Source organism: Idiomarina piscisalsi (genome assembly GCF_003987095.1).
In the GTDB taxonomy this organism is placed as follows: Bacteria; Pseudomonadota; Gammaproteobacteria; order Enterobacterales; family Alteromonadaceae; genus Idiomarina; species Idiomarina piscisalsi.
Genome location: NZ_PIQA01000001.1, coordinates 240,875 through 260,726, shown reverse-complemented (window position 1 = coordinate 260,726; position 19,852 = coordinate 240,875). Strand labels below are relative to the sequence as shown.

Sequence of the window (19,852 nt, the reverse complement as noted above, 5' to 3'; positions counted from 1 at the left end):
AAAGTGCAACGAGCAACCCAATATTGGCAATCTTTGCGCTATCTCAAACCTTTTTTAAAGTGTAACGCTAGTTTTCCACTTTAGTGTCTGAGCTCTTCGCAGCCTTTGTAAAACGGGCTTTATATAAGGATGGTAAAACACCTTTTAGCTGACTGAGCAAGTCTTTTTGCAAACGACCATACCCTGGTTTTTTGGTGTGTTGAAATGGCATTGGTCGACAAAGCGATATGACCTGATACCCTAAACGTGCCGTCAATAAGCCGGCGCCTAACCCTTGCCCGGCGCGGGCAGACAGTTTAGTAATTAGCTCTGCACTTACCCACTGCGTGCCTAGATCAACAGCCGCTTCACTCAGACCCGAATAAGCGATATTCGCCAACACTTGTCGCCACAAACGCAGCCTCGCCAAATAGCCCAGCTTCACGCCGTAAAGTGCAGCAATACGATGAATCATTCGTTGGTTGCGCCATAAAATAATCAGCATATCTAAGACCGCAAAAGGGCTAACGGCTATCATAGCGGCAGCTTCTGCTGACCAGCGACTGACCAAGCGACTGGCTTGTTGGTCGACCCGACTGAGAATATCGCACTCAAAACGCTCGCGTTTCTCACTGTCGGACCAGTATGGCTGGTAAATTTGCGCCCAACACTCCTCTAAGTCTGGGTGGTCAAGCAATTTTAACTGCTGCTCAACACTTTCTATTCCATGGCTTTGCGCATGCCAGCGGCGTTTTAGTTGCCGTAGTTGCCAAAACTCTTTGACGATAAATGCTGAGAAAATCCCCACTATTAATGCGAAACCAAGGCTCCATAGCCCACCTAATACCCAACTTTGCTGCCAGGATTCGATAACGGCTAATACAATCTCCGCAATGCCGGCGACTAACGCTAACACCAGGCCTAACAGCAGCCAACGCCCCCAACGGCGAGGTTTTCCGTCATAACGTGCCTGCCAGTCGGTACTGTTTTCTATCGTATCTTGCTCATCGAAAGGCTCTGGGGAGACCTGAGGCTGTGCCTCTTCCTCGACAGAGTAATAGGTGAGTTTGCGATGCTTGCTCATCGTAACTTGTCTCCAATGACTGAATTCAGCAGCTTGTCTAAGCGAATATGCGGCAACGGGGAATCTGCAAGCGTAAAGTTTGGCTGGAAATGCGGATAAACATAGCCTTGCTGCCAGTCTTCTCGCGTTGGCAAACGACCAGGCACATGGGGAGCGCCAACCCGGACTAACTCGCCGGACTGATCAATTCCCTTCAGCACATTAGTACCGTTTTTCAGTTGCTTCCATTGGCTGGTTGCAACACCTGCCACGCTGAATAAGTCAAAAGGAATACGCTCAAACTGCAGTTGCTGACGACCCTCGAGGGTCAGTGCATTAATAAGCCCGGTGAGCTTGGCATGGTCAGACGGTACAACGCTATCAGCCTTAGTGACGACGAATGCGACTTTATCAATTTGTGGCGAAAACAGGCGCCTTAGCAAACTGTTTTGGCCATAATTAAAGCTCTGCATAATTTCGTTCAGCGCCAGCTTAAGTTCATCAAAATACGACTCACCACCTTCTAAGGCACTCAGCACATCCACGAGAATAAGCTGGCGGTTAAAATGGCGAAAATAATTCTGATAAAAAGGTTTAACTACTTGCTCTTTATAATACTCAAACTTACTTTCAAGCAGGCCTTGCCAGGCATCCGGCACGGGCTGCTCTAAAGGCCACGGAAAGAAGTCGAGAGAAGGCGTTCCTGCTAACTCGCCGGGCAGCACTAAGCGCCCGGGCTGCAGCAACTTTAAGCCCTGCTCTTTACAATCTGCTAAATACTGGCGATATGCCTTAGCGACAACTTTTATCTGTTTCTCAGCGTTATCATCAGTAGCAACAGCTGTCAGATCGTTTAATTGATGAAGCCATGCTTTTGCCAGCTCTTTACGTGGTTCCTTGGAAAATAAGGTGCGCTGTTTTTTAGACCATTGCTGGTAAGTCAGCGACAACAACGGTAAGTCGAGTAGCCACTCGCCTGGGTAATCAATAATATCTACGGTAAGTCGACGCTCATCAAGAACTTTACCCGCCAGGCCCCGCTCCGGATGGTATTTCAGCTCCAACCGAATTTCACTGACATCGCGGGTAGACTCTGGCCACTGTCCCGGCGTACCCGTTAAGCGCTCAATGGCTTTTTCATAGTCGAAACGCGGTGTGTCCCAGTTAGGGCTGGTGTGCAGTCGGCAACCTATAAGCCGCTGGTGTTGACGCACATTAAAATAAGGCAGGTTTTGCGATTCATTCGCATACAGTAGCTGCTCCAGAACGCCGGTAATTAATGCGGTTTTACCCGCACCGCTTAGCCCTGTTACTGCTAGCTTAATATGACGATCAAACCCGCGATGGATGAGATCGCGGGTTTGGCTTTTAAACTGCTTAATACGACTCACAGACGATTAAATTCTCGCTGAAGATTATAATGATTGGAGGTTACGTATTTCTCCATAGATTGCAACTGAGCTTCCAGCTCATCGAACTCGCGCTTTATGTCGTGAATGGCGTCTCTTGGCGGTTCGCCGCCTTGCCAAACTTTGGTTTTAACGTCGACGCGATGCGAGTTCAAGTCGGACTTTTTTTTGTCGAGAATCAACCACCCTGCCAAATACAATACAAAGAAAAAGCCTGATGCAAAAATCAACCCTGTGAAAAATACGACTCGTACCAACCAAGGCTCAACGTTCAGGTAGTCTCCCAGGCCGGCGCAAACACCGGCTATTTTGCCTTTCTCTGAGTCACGGGTCAGCTCTCTGCGTGGTTTTGAGATACTCATTGTCTGTCCCTCCAACCGGGTGAGTCAGCGTCCAGAATACGCTCCAGCGTTTGCACGCGCTCACGAATGCGTTTTGCCTGATCGGCCAAGAGCGCAAGCGACTCACGCTCTTCCTCGTTCAGCCCCTGATTCATTTGTCGTTTGCTGCGGTAATGTAAAATTATCCAAATGGGTGCAACAACCAGCACGAACAGAATCAGCGGCGCCATCAACATCCCTAAAATAGCTTCAATATCCATGTTGCGTTGCCTATTTATTCAGAGTCTTTAGATGACTTTGACTTCATACGAGCGCGGAGAGCTTCTAACTCTTCATCGACCTTGCCTTCGTTTTCTAACTCGGCAAACTCGTCACGCAAGCTGCGTTTACCCATATCGTAGGATTCAACTTGCGCTTCTAAGTCATCGATTTTTGCTTCGTAGCGATCAAAGCGCTGCATTGCATCATCTACTTTAGAACTATCCACCTGCTTTTTCACCTGTAATCGGCTACTTGCGGTTTTCTGGCGCATCAAAATCGCTTTTTGACGAGACTTCGCGTCCGCCAGCTTTTCCTGTAGCTGTGCAATTTCGTCATTCAGTTTGTCGAGTGACTCATCAACACGCTGCATCTCACTTTGCAAAGCATCGACATTGTCTTGCGCCCGGCTTTTTTCTATAAGCGCCTGTCGAGCTAAGTCTTCACGCTCTTTGCTCAGCGCTAATTCAGCTTTTGCTTCCCAGTCGGCAACTTCTTTTTCCATGCGCTGCTGCTGACGCTGAATGTCTTTTTTCTCCGCTAATAAACGCGCAGACGTTGAGCGTACTTCCACCAATGTGTCTTCCATTTCCTGGATAATCAGACGCACCATTTTTTGCGGATCTTCGGCTTTATCTAATAACGCATTGATATTAGAGTTCACGATATCGCTAAAACGTGAAAAAATACCCATAATAAATACCTCTTACATAGCTAATGATTTATTCGCTCATACATTATTCAAGTATCGAGCCAACTTTTTATATTTAGCTAGAGCAATGATTAATAAGGTTTTTTATATTTTGTGACATAACCAGGCATTGTCACAGTTCGTGAAATAGACTAATAATTAGCAAAAATAACTATAATTAAGGCTCAGTCGATGAGTAATTCGCGTCCATCAGACAATTTAATTGGTCAGTCCAACAGCTTTGTTGAAGTTCTGGAACAGATTTCACAAATAGCCCCTTTAAATAAGCCCGTCCTTATTATTGGTGAGCGTGGTACCGGTAAAGAGCTTATTGCTGCGCGCTGCCATTACCTGTCACAACGCTGGCAACAGCAGTATTTAACCCTCAACTGCGCCGCTTTAAATGAAAACCTGCTAGACAGCGAACTCTTCGGACACGAGGCTGGAGCATTTACCGGCGCGGCGAAGCGTCACGAAGGTCGTTTTGAGCGCGCCGACGGTGGGTCGTTATTTTTGGATGAACTGGCCAACACGTCCTTACGGGTTCAGGAAAAGCTGCTCCGCGTCATTGAATACGGTGAATTTGAGCGTGTCGGTGGCCGCCAGCCGGTTAAAGTCGACACCCGCTTAATTGCAGCAACAAATGAAGACTTACCTACTCTTGCAGAAAAAGGTAAGTTTCGCTCCGACTTACTCGACCGTTTAGCCTTCGACGTTATAACGCTGCCTCCCCTTCGGGAAAGACGAGAAGATATTATGGTGCTGGCAGAACACTTTGCTGTATCAATGGCTCGGGAAATGGAGCTTGAACTCTTTAGTGGCTTTACCGAAAAAGCTCGTAAAATTCTTTTAAGCTATGACTGGCCGGGCAATGTCCGTGAGCTTAAAAACACCGTTGAGCGTAGCCTGTACCGGTTAGGCAATGGCCACGTTCCCATTAATGATATTATTCTTGATCCGTTCGACAGTCCTTTCCGTCCCGGTATCTCAACAGCAACGCAGTCAAGCCCTCAGGTCTCAGAAAACGCACCGCCGGAGCCAGCGTCAGACAACGGTCATTCAAAAGTAACCTCGACGTTGAAGCCCGATGAGCCTGTCGAATTTAAACAGCTCTCACAGGACTACGAGAAAGAACTGCTAAAACAAGCGCTCCGGTTGTCGCAATTTAATCAAAAAAAGACAGCATCTTATCTCGGTTTGACCTATCATCAGCTCAGAGGATACTTAAAGAAATACCAACTGCTGGACGGAGCGGCCGCGAATAATGACTAAAGCGTTTTCTTTACTCATTTCAGCAACAACCATACTACTGAGCGGCTGTGAACCCAGCACAGAAGAAGTGACGCCGCTGTCCGAAGGCATTATCTACTGTTCAGAGGGCAACCCCGACACCTTCAACCCGCAACTGGTTACCTCAGGCACAACCGTCGACGCTACCGCAGCCCAGCTTTATGACCGTTTAATTGACTACGACGCTGAAAAGCAGGCCTTTGTGCCGGCGCTCGCCGAAAGCTGGGAGCCTCTTGATAACGGTACGCGCTATCGCTTTTATTTACGCGAAGGTGTCGAGTTTCACTCGACAGACTATTTTTCACCAACCCGTGAGTTCAATGCAGAAGACGTGCGCTTTAGTTTTAATCGCTGGCTTGATGAAACCAGTCTTTATCACAACGTTGGCGGCAGTTACCCATTCTTCAGCGCCACCGGGCTCGATAAACTCATTCAAAAGGTAGTGAAAGTCGATGAAATGACCGTCGACATTGTGTTGAATAATGCTGACAGTTCTTTTCTTGCAAATTTAGCGACCGACTTCGCCATTATTCTGTCAGCAGAGTACGCCCAATTACTGTCCGTTAAGGACATGCCCTACTTAATCGATCAAAAACCCATAGGTACTGGCCCTTATCGCTTTGAAAGCTTCCGCAAGGACGTGCTAATACGCTACACAAAACATCCTGATTATTGGCGTGAAGGCCCCGGAATTAAACAGCTAGTCTACTCCATTACTCCCAATGCCAATAAACGCATGTTAAAACTGGTTACCGGTGAATGCGATATTATTCCTTACCCGCTTATTAGCGAACTTCAGGCTTTGAATCGCGATGACATAATAGTCACTAACGAGGTTAGCCCGAATGTCTCGTTTTGGGCGTTTAATACAAAGAGGCCACCGTTTGATGATCCACTGGTTCGCCAGGCGCTCAGCCATGCCATAAATCGCCAGGCCATTATTGATACAATTTACTACGGTAACGCGGAGTTGGCACGCTCAATACTACCACCAACGTCCTGGGCTTACGATAATCAGGGAATTCAATATGACTACAACCCTGAGAAAGCCCGCAAACTGCTTGAAGAAGCTGGCCACAGTGAACTCAGTATTAATATCTGGGCAATGCCAGTCCAGCGTGTCTACAACCCTAATGCACGCAGAATGGCAGAGCTTATGCAGTCGGACCTTGCACAAGTCGGTGTGAATGCCCGTATTGTTTCTTATGAGTGGAATACCTTTAGACGACGCTTGTCGCGTGGCGAACACGACACTGTTTTAATAGGTTGGTACGCAGACAATGCTGACCCGGATAACTTCTTCCGGCCGTTATTAAGCTGCGCTGCGGTAGCAACCGGCGGTAACCGCGCTAACTGGTGTCACCCTGGGTTTGACCAGCTGTTGTACGAAGCCATTGCGACAACTAACGCCAATGAACGCAAGGCGCTCTATCAAAGCGCTCAACACATACTCAACCAGCAGCTACCGCTATTACCTATCGCTCATTCACGCCGCTACCAGGCTCAGAAAAAATCAGTACGAGGCGTCCAGTTACCGCCTTATGGGGGAATCAACTTTCGCCTGGCAACCAAAGTGACAACAGCTGAGGAGAGCGAACAATGATCCGTTACCTCAGCAGCCGTTTGTTTGTTTTTATTATTGCGTTCTTTTTATTAACGGTATTCACTTTTTCTCTTAACTTTTTCTTTCCCGGCGACCCTGTCACCAATATGACTGGGGTGCGAACTTTTAGCGACTATTACCCGGTTATTTCAGAAATACGAGGTGCCGATAAAAACATCGCATTTCAGTACATTAACTATATGCAGAACTTGTTGTCAGGCAACTGGGGAGCTTCTCTCAGCTCCGGCGACTATGTTTTCGAGCATACCTATCAACACCTCTTCGCTTCTCTGGAGCTTATTGTCGGCGCATTAGTTCTTGCGGTACTTATTGGTGTACTCAGCGGTATCTTTGCTGCCACCCAGTTTCGTGGGCCCATTGATAAAGGCGTTATTAGCCTGGCCATGGCAGGTTACTCCATTCCGGTGTTCTGGTTAGCTCAGCTACTTATTCTGTTTTTTGCAGTAAAACTAGACTGGCTGCCTATTACCGGGCAAATCAATCCGTTATACGGTATTGCCCCTCAGTCCGGGTCAATTTTAATTGATATTGTAATAAGCGACTCAGACTATAAAGCGGCAGCACTTCAGGATGCACTTAATCACCTTATTCTGCCGGTGATTATTCTCTCCATCATGCCAATGATGCTGCTGCTTAGACTAATGCGTAACGCCACTCAGGAAATGCTGCAAAAGCCATACGTCAAAGCGGCAAGAGCCCGCGGTCTTAACGAGTTTCAAGTGTTAATAAAACACGCTGTGCCAAATGCCACGCAGTCAGTCTTGCAGCAAGTGCCACTTATTTTCAGCTTGTTACTCAGCAATAGCATTGTTATCGAGTCTATATTCAACTGGCCGGGCATTGGTAACTGGCTAGTACGTGCTATTTTCGAGCGCGACTTTCCTGTCATCCAGGCTTGTGTACTGATTATCGCCTTGACTATTTTACTGTTTAACTTAGTGGTGGATCTCTATCGTGGATGGCGATTCCCTATTGTGAGGCAGGAATAACATGCCGCATATTAACCTGTATTACAAAGACGAAAACCCCAGCCCGTTAACGCTGGTATGGCGCCGCTTTAAAGAGCGCCTGCTTTCCATGACGGCGTTGTACATCCTGTTGGCAATGATTCTGGTTGTTATTTTTTCTCCTATACTTGCCCCCTACAGTACGTCGATGCAATTTGCGGATGCCGTTTCGCTGCCTCCGTCGTGGACGGAACAAGGCAACATTCAATTTCTAATGGGAACGGATGACCTTGGCAGGGACATGCTGTCACGATTGCTTATCGGTAGTATTTACAGCCTGGGTCTGCCAATTCTTATGGTCGCTGTTTCGTCCATTATTGGCATGGTTATCGGAGCCGTTTTGGGCATTGACCGTACCATTAAATATCAGACATTTTCACGCGTATTCGACACCTTGCTCTCTATTCCCTCATTTTTAATGGCACTGATTATTATTGCCATATTAGGGACGGGGTTATTTAATGTTGCGTTAGCTATTACCCTGTCACTGATACCTCAATTTATTTTTGTCACTCGTAATGCTGTGCATCAGGAGTGGCACAAAGACTATGTCACCGCGTCGCGACTTAATGGCTGTTCCAAACCTTACCTGCTGTACCGGGTTATCTTGCCGAACATTACCCCCATACTGGTTATGCAACTGACCGTGTCTTTATCTGTGGCTATTATGGACATTGCTGCGTTAAGCTTTCTGGGGCTTGGTATACAGTCACCGACCCCTGAGTGGGGAAGCATGCTGGCACGCAGCCTTGACGAAGTGTATTTATCGCCTTGGTCAATGGTGTTGCCGGGCGTAACCTTATTCGTCACCATAATGTCGATTAATATTGTCGGCGACAGTCTGCGCCGTGCGCTCAGCGAAAGGGTGAACAGCTAATGCAGTTACTGGATATTCGCAACTTAACAGTTGAAATGAAAACACCGCACGGAATCGTTCGGGTGCTGGATAAGGTAAACTTACAACTCGGTAAAGGGGAAATTCATAGCCTGGTTGGCGAATCTGGCTCCGGTAAGAGTCTTTTGGCAAAAGCTATTGTTGGTTTTACTAACCCCAACTGGGAGGTAACCGCGGACCGACTGTGGTGGAACGGCCAGGACTTATTAGCCATGAACACCAAACAACGCCGCGCTGTGACCGGTCGGGATATGGCCATGATATTTCAGGATCCATATTCTTACCTGGATCCAAATAGTACTGTTGAACAACAAATTGTTGAAGCTATTCCTGAAGGCGATGTACGCGGCACGTTCATGCGACGCCGTGTGGACAGGAAAACCCGGGTTAAGCGGTTATTGCACCGGGTAGGTATTCGCGATCACGAGTCAGTCATAGACAGTTATCCGTTTGAGCTCTCGCAAGGGGTTGCTCAAAAAGTCAGTATCGCCATTGCCATTGCTCACCGCCCTCGTCTACTCATTGCTGACGAACCAACAACAGCTATGGAGCCATCGACGAAGTTACAAATTCATCGGCTTTTAGCGCGACTGGCAGCCAGTCAGGAAATGTCTGTGCTGCTAATTTCTCAGGACCTGACGTCTATTTTGCCGGAGACTAAACAACTGACTTTATTGTACTGCGGTCAGCTTATGGAAACAGGGCCTGCGGAGGAAGTTATTAACCATCCGGCCCACCCTTATACCGACTCAATGCTCAGAATGTCGCTGCAAACACAACAAGAGCTGCCTCATAAAGCACGCCTGCCGACATTGCCGGGAGCTATTCCGACGTTACGTCATATGCCGATTGGCTGTCGCCTTGGTCCTCGCTGCCCTTATGCGCAAAAGCAGTGTGTAAAAGCACCACTGGCAACCCAAAAACAGCAACGTGTCTTCCATTGCCATTTCCCGCTTTTGGAGCTTGAGTCATGAGCCATTTACTGGAAGTCAAAAACCTCGGTAAAACGTACCGTCCCCGTAAGGCGTGGCCCTGGAGTCAAAAGTCAGTGGCGATAGAGCCAATATCTTTTCATATCGATGCAGGTGAAACGCTGGCGGTTATGGGCGAAACAGGCTCCGGCAAATCAACACTGGCAAAAATCATTGCCGGCGTAGATAACCCCAGCTCTGGTGAACTGTGGCTAAACGGCCAAAAGCTACATAACCAGCATTACCAGCAGCGTTGTCACAATATCCGAATGATATTTCAGGACAGTGAGAACTCCCTGAATACTCACCTTACTCTCCGTAAACAGCTTGAAGAGCCTTTAAAGTTCAATACCAACTTAACGGCGCAAGAGCGTAACGAAAAAATCGATATAGCTTTGAGGCGAGTGGGTATGCTAACGGAGCATGGGGAGTTTTACCCGCATATGCTGTCCAGTGGACAAAAACAGCGTGTTTGTATTGCACGGGCTATCATCCTCGAGCCGCAGATTGTCGTTGCCGATGAAGCCTTGGTTGGGCTCGACCCATCAGTTAGAGCTCAAATTATTAACCTTATGCTCGATCTCCAGCAAGATATGGGTATTTCGTATATTTTAGTGACTCATTCGCCGCAAATTGTGAAACACATTGCTGATAAGATATTAATTTTATATCGTGGTAAAATGATCGTGTTTGATAAAACAGACATAGTACTAGGTGATGATCAGCAACCTTATGTTCATCAGTTGCTGCATGACCACTTAAATAAGCAGATTAAATTCAAAAGCGACAAAGCAAAAAAGATCGCTGACTAAAAACCAAAACAACAGGAGTTTAATGTGGAAACAGGTACTCTGATATCACTAGCAGCGTATTTTATCGCCATGCTAGGTATTGGTCTTTACGCCTACAAAAAGTCAACTGACTCAGTATCAGGTTACATGCTAGGTGGTCGAGGCCTCGGTCCTGGCGTTACCGCGTTATCTGCGGGTGCATCTGACATGAGTGGTTGGATGCTGATGGGCTTACCCGGTGCAATTTATGTCTCAGGTGTCTCGCAGCTGTGGATTGCAGTGGGTCTGGTCATTGGCGCGTATCTAAACTACGTTATCGTAGCACCACGCTTAAGAACCTATACAGAGGTTGCAAACGACTCCATTACAATTCCGGACTACTTTGCAAACCGCTTCAATGATAAAGGCCGTAGACTGCGTATATTCTCGTCTGTGGTTATTATTATCTTCTTTACGCTTTACACCTCAGCCAGTCTGGTTGCCGGCGGTAAGCTGTTCGACAGCTCATTCGGCATGGACTACACCACGGGTCTTTGGGTGACCGCCGGTGTGGTATGTGCTTACACCCTGTTCGGTGGTTTCTTAGCAGTAAGCATGACGGACTTTGTTCAAGGCTGCATTATGTTCGTGGCTCTGGTTCTGGTGCCTATTGTCGCCTTTGCTGAGCTTGGCGGTTATAGCAGTGTTGTGGGCCAAGTCAGTGAGATTAACCCTGACTTCTTAGCATTCTTTAAGGATGGGGCCACCGGTGAAATACTAGGCACCTTAGGTATTCTTTCTTTGCTTGCCTGGGGTCTCGGCTATTTTGGTCAGCCACACATCATTGTTCGTTTCATGGCTATTCGCTCTGTCAGTGACGTGAAAGCTGCACGTCGCATTGGTATTTCATGGATGACGGTATCTATCATCGGCGCTATGGCAACTGGTTTTGTCGGTATTGCCTATGTCGCAGAAACCAAGATGACATTGCCGGATGCTGAGACTATTTTCATCATTTTCTCACAGTTCTTATTCCACCCATTGATTGGTGGCTTCCTGCTGGCGGCAATTCTGGCAGCCATTATGAGTACAATTTCTTCGCAGCTATTGGTTAGCTCGAGCTCGCTGACGGAAGACTTTTATAAAGCCTTCTTACGTAAAGACGCGAGTGAAAAAGAACTGGTATTCGTCGGTCGTATGTCAGTATTGGCGGTTTCGTTAGTGGCTATTTGGTTAGCATGGAACCCAGAGAACACCATTTTAAGTCTGGTCAGTAACGCATGGGCCGGCTTCGGCGCCGCATTTGGTCCTGTGGTTATTCTGAGCCTGTTCTGGAAACGCATGAACCGTCATGGTGCTCTTGCCGGTATGTTGGCAGGTGCTATTACAGTACTGTTCTGGATTTACGGCCCAACCTTTGGCGGCGAGCAGCTATCTGCTTACGTCTACGAAATTGTGCCAGGCTTCATCTTATCAACACTGGCTATCATCATTTTCAGCAAACTAACTGCTGAGCCAGAGAAAGAACTGCAAGATAAGTTCGAAGAAATGGAAAGCGTTATCGATGATTACTATCACGGTGACAAACAAGGCTAACTAACAACACGCCACGCCGTAAACCTATAAAAAGACCAGCCTATCGTGCTGGTCTTTTTTGTTTCTAGCTGTCGGTCCTTATGGCGGCTACTAAAGAATAGGCTTGAAAGTTTGGGCGCCGCTTAACCGCGGCGCTCTCTGTATAACTCAATTTCATCCATGATCAAATCACGCATACGTGTGGTAGTGTCATAACCAATATCAATAGCTTCCTGCCCACGATAAAACTCCATAATGCCGATATGACCAAGTTTGGGCTGCACTAAAACATCCGGCGGATCGCCCGCCATACGTGCCTTAGTAATACGCTCCTGCATAATATCTATAGAACTTGCCATGACACTGAACATACCCGGCGCTTTATGCCCATTGCTTTTAAAACGCTCTTTAAAGCTGTCTAAATATTCTTTACTGCCCGACCACAGATTATCGAAAAAGCCATTATCGTCTTCCGCATGTCTTTCTATTTCAGCTTTTTCCTTTTCGAGCTGTTCAGTCTCTGTTTGCGGCGGAATACTGCGACCTCTTTTCTCTACCGCCCGGGAGTTCAACTGAGAATTCAAATGCACGGCTATAACAAAGTCAGCACCCAGGGCCCGACACAGCGACACGGGAACAGGGTTAACCAGTCCACCATCAATTAACCAGCGTCCGTCAAACGCCTTAGGTGACAGAACCCCAGGCATGGCGCAGGAAGCTCTCGATGCGTCGTATAAATCCCCTTTCCGTAACCAAATTTCACGGCCACTGTAGAGGTCTGTTGCCACAGCGCCATAAGTAATAGGTAGGTCTTCAATATTGCGTTGGCCGAACTCTTCCCGAGCATGGTTAAATACTTTTTCGCCGCCGATAATGCCGCCTTGGTTAAACCCAAAGTCCAGTAGGTTGAACACTTCCCAGCGACTCATTCCCTGCACCCATTGCTCTATTTCAGCCAGGCGACCAGACGCATAACCCGCTCCAACTAGTGAGCCAATGGAAGTGCCTGCCACCATATTAATGCGCACACCCATTTCTTCGAGGGCTTTAATAACACCAATATGTGACCAACCACGAGCCGCTCCAGAGCCTAGAGCTAATGCAACTTTCACTTCCGACATGTGATTTTTCCCACTTTTTTAATTTGTTTAAGTATCGTACTATGATTACTGAGTTTTCAACAACCTACCTGAGCTATCTATGCCCTGGACTGACCGTCAAGTTAACATATTAAGCAATCGACCCAATGACACCCGTACCCCCTTCCAGCGAGATAAAGCCAGAATATTACATAGCGCCGCATTTAGACGGCTGCAGGCAAAGACTCAGGTTATGTACGTGGGTATGCACGACTTTCCAAGAACTCGTTTAACCCACTCGCTGGAGGCCAGTCAAATTGGTGCAAGTCTTATTGTTCATTTAAGTCATCGGCACCCTGAGCTCTCAGAACTACTTGAGTTTTCTGAACCTCTATTAGAATCCTTATGTTTGGCTCACGACATTGGTCACCCGCCCTTTGGTCATGGCGGAGAAATTGCGCTCAATTACATGATGCGCAATAACGGTGGTTTTGAAGGTAACGGCCAGACCTTTCGTATAGTTACCAAGCTCGAAGCCTACACGCCAGAGCATGGCATGAATTTAACCCGTCGCACTTTACTCGGGTTACTGAAATACCCTGTTCTAGCCAGCCAGGTTCGCCGCGAACAATTACCTGAAGATGTCAGTAACTTTAAGCATTTACCGACGCGGCAATGGTTGCCCCCTAAAGCCTTATATAACGATGACGCCGCCCAATTAGACTGGGTGCTTGCCCCATTATCGACTAGTGACAAACAAGCCTTTCAGACACTTTCAGAAGAGCCACAAACCACTAAACACGGCCGCAGCGCGTTAAAAAGCGTTGATGCCTCTATTATGGAAGCGGCTGACGATATTGCTTATGGCGTGCATGACCTCGAAGACGCCATAGTTGTTGGGCTTATTCAGCGCGATCACTGGATGAAGCATATGTTCGATAGGTTGCGGTCTTTGGAAAGCCCACTGCCTGACTTTAACGCTGAATCGCTGACTCATGCTCTGTTTTCTGATGATCATTATGAGCGCAAAGGAGCCATTGGTAGCTTGGTCAACCGCCTGGTTACTTCTGCAACCTTAATAAAAACAGACAACGACTTTGAATGTCCGTTGTTACAGTACCAAGTTGCACTTGGAGATTCCGAGAAGCACCTGCTTAATGCACTAAAAGAGTTCATTTTTAAGTGGGTTATTCGCAAGCCTGAAATGCAGGCGCAAGAGTTTAAAGGGCAGCAAATAGTTATGGAGCTGTTTGATGTGCTTTCTGTAGAGCCAGAAAGACTGCTTCCAGAAAATACTCGCTTACGCTACCTGCACGAACAAGAGCATGGAAACAATGCCCCTCGGGTTATTTCAGATTACTTATCCGGCATGACCGACGCTTATGCGGCAAAGCTCTACCAACAACTCTTTGCAATAAACCCCTCAATTTAAAAGGCCCCGGATAAATCCAGGGCCTTTGTACTTTCATTCTTAACAACGCAACTTACAACACGTTGTCATCGCTTGACTCTGTAGAGTTTTCAGCTTCTTTTGCAGCTGCTCTCTCCGCTTCACGATCTTCTTTGGTTCTCTTTTCAGGCTTTGACAGCAAGAGCTCACGTATTCTGCTTTCCAGTTCGTCCGCTATTTTGGGGTTTTCTTGCAAGAACTTCATTGAGTTTGCTTTGCCCTGGCCAATTTTATCGCCTTTATAGCTATACCAAGCGCCCGCTTTATCAACCATCTTGTGCTTAACACCCAGGTCAATCAGCTCGCCTTCTTTAGAAATGCCCTTACCATACAAAATTTGGAAGTTTGCTTCTTTAAATGGAGGCGCAACCTTGTTCTTAACCACTTTCACACGAGTTTCGTTACCGACAACTTCATCGCCTTCTTTCAAGGCACCCGTACGGCGAATATCCAAACGAACAGAGGAATAGAACTTCAGTGCGTTACCACCCGTTGTGGTTTCGGGGTTACCGAACATCACACCAATTTTCATACGAATCTGGTTGATGAAAATACACATGGTGTTCGATTTTTTAATATTTGACGTTAATTTACGAAGCGCTTGTGACATTAAACGCGCCTGCAAGCCAACATGGCTATCGCCCATTTCGCCTTCAATCTCGGCCTTAGGTGTTAAGGCAGCTACCGAGTCAACAATCACAACGTCAACAGCACCGGAACGCACCAACATATCGCAAATTTCCAGTGCTTGCTCTCCCGTATCAGGCTGAGACACAAGTAAGTCATCTACGTTAACGTCTAGAGCTTCAGCGTAGATAGGATCGAGAGCGTGCTCAGCGTCAACAAAGGCGCAGGTTTTCCCCATTTTTTGGGCTTCAGCAATAACTTCTAAAGTCATTGTCGTTTTACCACTGGACTCCGGTCCGTAAATTTCTATCACTCGTCCAAAGGGTAAACCACCAATGCCAAGAGCAATATCCAGCCCTAACGAACCTGTTGAAACAGAGGCAATATCCAACGTCTGGTTGTCACCCAACCGCATGATAGATCCTTTACCAAATTGACGTTCGATTTGCCCGAGCGCTGCATCCAACGCTTTTTGACGATCATTGCTCATTTTAAGCTCCGCATTAATTACTGGTTTTATACACAGTATACTGTACGTTTTTACAGTATCAAGTATTCATTAAAAAGTTTTATAAAATGACAGCTAAGTTACTGTAATCAAAACTGATTTATTGCTTTTTGCAAGACTTCGTCGATGGTTTGGCTTCTCACCTTCTGTCTATTCCCCGTGAAAGTTTGCGACCAAACTTCCTCGCAATCGGGTCCAACTAAAGCCATCCAAACCAGTCCCACTGGCTTTTCGGCGGTACCACCGCCGGGCCCTGCCACACCACTAATCGCAATAGCCCACGACGTATTGCATTGAGCCTGGGCGCCAAGTGCCATTTGTTTCACACACTCCGCTGACACAGCCCCATCTTTTTCAAGCGTTCTCTGACTCACATTCAGTAGCTGTCGCTTCAGGTCGTTAGTATAGGTGATTAATCCGCCATTAAACCAAGCAGAACTTCCCGCCACTTCCGTAATAGCGTATCCTATTCCCCCTCCGGTACAGGACTCTGCAGTGGCAATTGTTTGCTGTTTTTCCAACAAGCACTGACCGAGCTGTTCCGCGAGTTCTAAGGTTTGCGGCGTAATAACTGTGGTTGTTACCATAACATTGGCTCCAGATAAAAATAACTCAACTATGCCTGATTTTTCTGAAAAATATATCCAATCACATACCCCAATGATGCAGCAATACTTACGTATAAAAGCACAACATGCGGACATGCTTTTATTCTATCGCATGGGGGATTTTTATGAGCTATTTTATGATGATGCCAAACGTTCGGCAGAACTTCTCGATATTTCTCTGACCGCTCGCGGACAAAGTAACGGCGAGCCCATTCCAATGGCCGGTGTTCCCTACCACGCGGTCGAAAACTATTTAGCTCGACTCGTCAATTTAGGCGAATCTGTCGCTATTTGTGAACAAATTGGCGACCCTGCTACGAGCAAGGGGCCTGTCGAACGCAAGGTCGTTCGCATTGTCACGCCGGGAACAGTAACTGACGAGTCGCTACTGGCCGAACGACAACAAAAACTGTTAGTCGCTATATCGGCCTTAAAAGACGACCTGTATGCAATTTCCAGCCTGGAGCTTAGCAGCGGACGTTTTTGGTTAACTCAAGCTAACTCCCACGAACAACTTGCTGCAGAAATGCAACGTCTGGAGCCGGCAGAGCTTCTCTACCCAGACACTCTGTCATTAGCAGGCTTGCCGCTGGCCAAAGCAAACTGTAAACGCCGCCCAGCCTGGGAATTTGAACAACAAACCGCATTTGAATTATTAACCCGACAGTTTGCTACGCAGCACTTGGAAGGCTTTGGGCTTAAAGCCGACGAACCAACACTGGGAGCGGCCGGCGCTATTCTTCACTATGTTAAAGAAACTCAGCGCTCGGCGTTGCCGCATATTCAGTCGATTGTTACGGAGCACCCTAATGATGCCCTTATTCTGGATGCTGCTACTCGCCGTAACCTCGAGTTGCAACAAAGCCTGGGCGACGCTAACACGCATTTATCGGCAGTATTGGATAAAACAGCCTCGGCCATGGGTAGCCGCCAGTTTCAACGTTGGCTACAGCGTCCGATTCGAAACCAGGAAGCCTTAAATAAACGCTACGATGCGGTTGCCGCTCTACTAGAAAACAACGCTTACGAGCCTTTGCAGACTAGCCTGAAGTCGCTCTCAGACATTGAGCGTATCGTTGCGCGGGTTGGCTTAAGAACCGCCCGTCCTAAAGACTTTGCCCGTTTAAGAGACAGTCTGAAACAGCTCCCTGATATTAAAAGCCAATTACAGCACCAAAGTCTCAACCAATTGAACGAGGCTATTTTGCTTTTCCCTGAAGTGGTTGATCGCTTAGAGCGCGCTATTACCGATAACCCGCCTTTACTGATAAGGGACGGCGGCGTTATTGCCGAAGGCTACGACAGTGAGCTGGACGACCTACGCGATCTAGCCACCGGTGCCACCGACTACCTGCATCAGCTGGAGCAGCGGGAACGCCAACAAACCGGTATTGCGACCTTGAAAGTTGGCTATAACAAGGTGCATGGTTACTTTATTGAAGTTAGCCGACAAAATGCAGACTCAGTCCCTGAGCACTACCAGCGTCGCCAAACATTAAAAAACACAGAACGCTATATTGTTCCTGAGCTGAAAGAGCACGAAGACAAAGTACTCAATGCGCAGGCGCGCTCGCTGGCTCGAGAAAAGTGGTTATACGATCAACTCTTTGAGCAGCTTATGCCGCACGTCGCTGACTTACAAAGAACCGCCTCGGCGTTAGCTCAGTTAGATACGCTCAGCTGCTTCGCGCAACTAGCGAACAACTGGAACTATTGCCGCCCAGAGCTGACGGATAAGTCGAGCCTGATAGAACTTGAGCAAGCCCGCCACCCGGTTATTGAGCAGCTCAGCGAGACTCCTTTTATAGCCAACGACGTTGCCTTAAACGATACACAGCGCATGTTAATGATTACCGGACCCAATATGGGGGGTAAGTCTACCTTTATGCGTCAGGCAGCGCTGATTGTCATTCTGGCGCACATGGGTTGTTACGTTCCTGCAAGCGCCGCTCGCATTGGCCGCATCGATCGAATTTTTACGCGTATAGGTGCATCTGATGACCTCGCTTCTGGTCGCTCGACCTTTATGGTAGAAATGACAGAAACGGCAAACATTCTGCACAATGCAACGCCAAATAGTCTGGTGCTTATGGATGAAATTGGTCGAGGCACGTCAACCTACGATGGCTTGTCGCTTGCGTGGTCCTGTGCTGACTATCTGGCTCAAAAGCTGCAATGCCTAACTCTGTTTGCCACACACTATTTTGAGTTAACAGAACTGGCAGATGAACTCCCGGCAACCAGTAATGTGCACGTTAATGCCAAAGAGCACGGCGATACCATAGCATTCCTGCACACGGTTACTGAAGGTGCTGCAAGCCAAAGTTTTGGTTTACAGGTTGCGAAATTAGCGGGGGTTCCGGAGCACGTTATTCAACAAGCTAAACTGAAACTAAAAGAGCTGGAGACGGCGCATCATGGGAGCCACAAGTCAGTTCCGGCTGAGACCAACGAAAAGCAGCCCAGTTTGCCGCTTGAACCCACACAGCCAAACCCCATTTTAGAGCAGCTGAAAACAACCGACTTAAATAACTTAAGCCCGAGACAAGCTCTCGATTTGCTCTTTAGTTGGCAAAACAAACTCTAGAAGCAAAAAGGGCTCGGTTTTATCCGAGCCCTCTCTCTAAAACAGTTATGCCAAATTATTGCCCGGAAAAAAGGGCATCCAACGTCAATCCCTGCTGCTTCAGGGAATCTCTTAGCTTTCTTAGCGCCTCCACCTGAATTTGGCGAACCCGCTCCCGAGTTAAACCTATTTCACGACCAACGTCTTCAAGCGTTGAGGCCTCGTATCCTAATAAACCAAAACGACGCGCCAAAACTTCTTTCTGCTTAGAGTTCAACGAATCCAGCCAATCGGTAATGTTAGCTTTCAAGTTCTCGTCTTGCAGTACACCCTCTGGGCCGTGGTCATCCTCGTCAGCGAGAATATCCAGCAGAGCTTTATCATTTTCACCGCCAACCGGAGTATCAACAGATGCAATACGCTCGTTCAAACGCAGCATCTTAGTAATGTCACCCACAGGCTTATTCAGACTTTTTGCAATATCTTCAGCTGTCGGCTCATGGTCGAGCTTGTGCGCCAGCTCGCGTGCTGCGCGTAAGTAGATATTGAGCTCTTTAACCACATGAATTGGCAAACGAATAGTACGCGTTTGATTCATAATTGCCCGTTCTATTGTCTGGCGTATCCACCAAGTCGCGTAGGTTGAAAAACGGAAACCGCGCTCTGGATCAAACTTTTCAACGGCGCGGATAAGACCCAGGTTACCTTCTTCAACCAGATCTAATAGCGCTAAACCTCTGTTTGAGTACCGGCGGGCAATTTTAACCACCAAGCGAAGGTTGCTTTCAATCATGCGTCGGCGCGCGGCTTTATCACCTTTTAACGCACGACGTGAATAAAAGACCTCTTCTTGGGCGGTTAATAATGGGGAGAAGCCTATCTCACCTAAATAAAGCTGAGTGGCATCCATTTTCTTTTGGTACTGACTTGAGGACGATGACAGCGCCTCTTCTAACTCCTCATCAGAGCTCGTTGCAGACTGTTGCGCTTCATCTGCATTTTCAAGTAGCGCTTCTTCCTCACTGATTTCGATAGTGTCGACAGCTTCTTCCTTTATCTGGCTCATAACAAGCTCCTGTTAATCTGAAAACCGTGTTAATGCACACGTCGACCTCCATATCTTGTTATTATTATTTCCACG

18 protein-coding genes are annotated in these 19,852 nt (G+C 47.4%); 9 read left to right on the top strand and 9 right to left on the bottom strand.

The window, feature by feature from the left end:
* Positions 1 to 67: 67 nt before the first annotated feature.
* From CWI73_RS01335 to pspA, 5 genes are read right to left on the bottom strand one after another with little or no spacing between them, the layout of a single operon-like run.
* Complete coding sequence (locus tag CWI73_RS01335; protein WP_126751209.1) at positions 68 to 1,063, bottom strand: TIGR01620 family protein; 996 nt, start codon at positions 1,061 to 1,063, stop codon at positions 68 to 70.
* Positions 1,060 to 2,433, bottom strand: coding sequence for a YcjX family GTP-binding protein (locus tag CWI73_RS01330; protein WP_126751208.1), 1,374 nt, complete (start codon positions 2,431 to 2,433; stop codon positions 1,060 to 1,062). The genes CWI73_RS01335 and CWI73_RS01330 overlap by 4 nt, the downstream gene beginning before the upstream one ends.
* Positions 2,430 to 2,813 carry an envelope stress response membrane protein PspC gene (gene pspC / locus CWI73_RS01325; RefSeq protein WP_126751207.1) on the bottom strand — a complete coding sequence of 128 codons (384 nt, stop codon included), beginning with the start codon at positions 2,811 to 2,813 and terminating at the stop codon, positions 2,430 to 2,432. Before pspC ends, CWI73_RS01330 begins: the two co-directional genes overlap by 4 nt.
* Entirely contained in the window at positions 2,810 to 3,052 is a 243-nt protein-coding gene (gene pspB, locus CWI73_RS01320; protein ID WP_053953538.1) for an envelope stress response membrane protein PspB, read from the bottom strand. The genes pspC and pspB overlap by 4 nt, the downstream gene beginning before the upstream one ends.
* Before the next feature lie 14 nt (positions 3,053 to 3,066).
* Positions 3,067 to 3,744, bottom strand: a complete 678-nt coding sequence (pspA, locus tag CWI73_RS01315) for a phage shock protein PspA (protein WP_126751206.1) — start codon at positions 3,742 to 3,744, stop codon at positions 3,067 to 3,069.
* A 189-nt stretch (positions 3,745 to 3,933) separates the two neighbouring features.
* Between pspA and pspF the strand changes: the two genes are divergently transcribed.
* The 7 genes from pspF to putP are packed head-to-tail and all read left to right on the top strand — an operon-like array spanning position 3,934 to position 11,894.
* Positions 3,934 to 5,013, top strand: a complete 1,080-nt coding sequence (gene pspF, locus CWI73_RS01310) for a phage shock protein operon transcriptional activator (protein ID WP_126751205.1) — start codon at positions 3,934 to 3,936, stop codon at positions 5,011 to 5,013.
* Positions 5,006 to 6,634, top strand: a complete 1,629-nt coding sequence (locus CWI73_RS01305) for an ABC transporter substrate-binding protein (RefSeq protein ID WP_126751204.1) — start codon at positions 5,006 to 5,008, stop codon at positions 6,632 to 6,634. Before pspF ends, CWI73_RS01305 begins: the two co-directional genes overlap by 8 nt.
* Positions 6,631 to 7,644: an ABC transporter permease gene (locus tag CWI73_RS01300; protein WP_126751203.1), complete on the top strand. Its 1,014-nt coding sequence runs from the start codon at positions 6,631 to 6,633 to the stop codon at positions 7,642 to 7,644. Before CWI73_RS01305 ends, CWI73_RS01300 begins: the two co-directional genes overlap by 4 nt.
* Before the next feature lies 1 nt (position 7,645).
* Complete coding sequence (locus CWI73_RS01295) at positions 7,646 to 8,539, top strand: ABC transporter permease subunit (RefSeq protein ID WP_126751202.1); 894 nt, start codon at positions 7,646 to 7,648, stop codon at positions 8,537 to 8,539.
* Positions 8,539 to 9,531 (top strand): oligopeptide/dipeptide ABC transporter ATP-binding protein, encoded by a 993-nt coding sequence (locus CWI73_RS01290; protein ID WP_126751201.1) that lies wholly within the window; start codon positions 8,539 to 8,541, stop codon positions 9,529 to 9,531. Before CWI73_RS01295 ends, CWI73_RS01290 begins: the two co-directional genes overlap by 1 nt.
* Positions 9,528 to 10,340, top strand: coding sequence for an ATP-binding cassette domain-containing protein (locus CWI73_RS01285; protein WP_126751200.1), 813 nt, complete (start codon positions 9,528 to 9,530; stop codon positions 10,338 to 10,340). The genes CWI73_RS01290 and CWI73_RS01285 overlap by 4 nt, the downstream gene beginning before the upstream one ends.
* A gap of 24 nt (positions 10,341 to 10,364) precedes the next feature.
* Positions 10,365 to 11,894 carry a sodium/proline symporter PutP gene (gene putP / locus CWI73_RS01280; protein WP_126751199.1) on the top strand — a complete coding sequence of 510 codons (1,530 nt, stop codon included), beginning with the start codon at positions 10,365 to 10,367 and terminating at the stop codon, positions 11,892 to 11,894.
* 122 nt (positions 11,895 to 12,016) lie between these two features.
* On the opposite strand, the gene rssA is transcribed toward putP, so the two are convergent.
* Positions 12,017 to 12,994, bottom strand: coding sequence for a patatin-like phospholipase RssA (gene rssA / locus CWI73_RS01275; RefSeq protein ID WP_126751198.1), 978 nt, complete (start codon positions 12,992 to 12,994; stop codon positions 12,017 to 12,019).
* 79 nt (positions 12,995 to 13,073) lie between these two features.
* Between rssA and CWI73_RS01270 the strand changes: the two genes are divergently transcribed.
* Positions 13,074 to 14,384, top strand: coding sequence for an anti-phage deoxyguanosine triphosphatase (locus CWI73_RS01270; RefSeq protein ID WP_126751197.1), 1,311 nt, complete (start codon positions 13,074 to 13,076; stop codon positions 14,382 to 14,384).
* A 52-nt stretch (positions 14,385 to 14,436) separates the two neighbouring features.
* Here CWI73_RS01270 and recA read toward each other — a convergent pair whose 3' ends face one another.
* Positions 14,437 to 15,519: a recombinase RecA gene (recA, locus tag CWI73_RS01265; RefSeq protein WP_126751196.1), complete on the bottom strand. Its 1,083-nt coding sequence runs from the start codon at positions 15,517 to 15,519 to the stop codon at positions 14,437 to 14,439.
* A gap of 107 nt (positions 15,520 to 15,626) precedes the next feature.
* Entirely contained in the window at positions 15,627 to 16,124 is a 498-nt protein-coding gene (locus tag CWI73_RS01260) for a CinA family protein (protein WP_126751195.1), read from the bottom strand.
* Positions 16,125 to 16,155: 31 nt separating this feature from the next.
* Between CWI73_RS01260 and mutS the strand changes: the two genes are divergently transcribed.
* Positions 16,156 to 18,732, top strand: coding sequence for a DNA mismatch repair protein MutS (gene mutS / locus CWI73_RS01255; RefSeq protein WP_126751194.1), 2,577 nt, complete (start codon positions 16,156 to 16,158; stop codon positions 18,730 to 18,732).
* Between the two features lie 55 nt (positions 18,733 to 18,787).
* Here mutS and rpoS read toward each other — a convergent pair whose 3' ends face one another.
* Positions 18,788 to 19,777 carry an RNA polymerase sigma factor RpoS gene (rpoS, locus tag CWI73_RS01250; RefSeq protein ID WP_126751193.1) on the bottom strand — a complete coding sequence of 330 codons (990 nt, stop codon included), beginning with the start codon at positions 19,775 to 19,777 and terminating at the stop codon, positions 18,788 to 18,790.
* Between the last annotated feature and the right edge of the window lie 75 nt (positions 19,778 to 19,852).

Excerpts from the sequence above, each read along its gene's own strand:
- CWI73_RS01295 (WP_126751202.1), top strand. The coding sequence starts at position 7,646 with ATGCCGCATATTAACCTGTATTACAAAGACGAAAACCCCAGCCCGTTA.
- pspF (WP_126751205.1), top strand. The coding sequence starts at position 3,934 with ATGAGTAATTCGCGTCCATCAGACAATTTAATTGGTCAGTCCAACAGC.
- CWI73_RS01270 (WP_126751197.1), top strand. The coding sequence starts at position 13,074 with ATGCCCTGGACTGACCGTCAAGTTAACATATTAAGCAATCGACCCAAT.
- recA (WP_126751196.1), bottom strand. The coding sequence starts at position 15,519 with ATGAGCAATGATCGTCAAAAAGCGTTGGATGCAGCGCTCGGGCAAATC.
- CWI73_RS01285 (WP_126751200.1), top strand. The coding sequence starts at position 9,528 with ATGAGCCATTTACTGGAAGTCAAAAACCTCGGTAAAACGTACCGTCCC.
- rpoS (WP_126751193.1), bottom strand. The coding sequence starts at position 19,777 with ATGAGCCAGATAAAGGAAGAAGCTGTCGACACTATCGAAATCAGTGAG.
- CWI73_RS01260 (WP_126751195.1), bottom strand. The coding sequence starts at position 16,124 with ATGGTAACAACCACAGTTATTACGCCGCAAACCTTAGAACTCGCGGAA.
- mutS (WP_126751194.1), top strand. The coding sequence starts at position 16,156 with ATGCCTGATTTTTCTGAAAAATATATCCAATCACATACCCCAATGATG.
- CWI73_RS01290 (WP_126751201.1), top strand. The coding sequence starts at position 8,539 with ATGCAGTTACTGGATATTCGCAACTTAACAGTTGAAATGAAAACACCG.
- pspB (WP_053953538.1), bottom strand. The coding sequence starts at position 3,052 with ATGGATATTGAAGCTATTTTAGGGATGTTGATGGCGCCGCTGATTCTG.
- CWI73_RS01300 (WP_126751203.1), top strand. The coding sequence starts at position 6,631 with ATGATCCGTTACCTCAGCAGCCGTTTGTTTGTTTTTATTATTGCGTTC.
- CWI73_RS01305 (WP_126751204.1), top strand. The coding sequence starts at position 5,006 with ATGACTAAAGCGTTTTCTTTACTCATTTCAGCAACAACCATACTACTG.
- pspC (WP_126751207.1), bottom strand. The coding sequence starts at position 2,813 with ATGAGTATCTCAAAACCACGCAGAGAGCTGACCCGTGACTCAGAGAAA.
- CWI73_RS01335 (WP_126751209.1), bottom strand. The coding sequence starts at position 1,063 with ATGAGCAAGCATCGCAAACTCACCTATTACTCTGTCGAGGAAGAGGCA.
- rssA (WP_126751198.1), bottom strand. The coding sequence starts at position 12,994 with ATGTCGGAAGTGAAAGTTGCATTAGCTCTAGGCTCTGGAGCGGCTCGT.
- pspA (WP_126751206.1), bottom strand. The coding sequence starts at position 3,744 with ATGGGTATTTTTTCACGTTTTAGCGATATCGTGAACTCTAATATCAAT.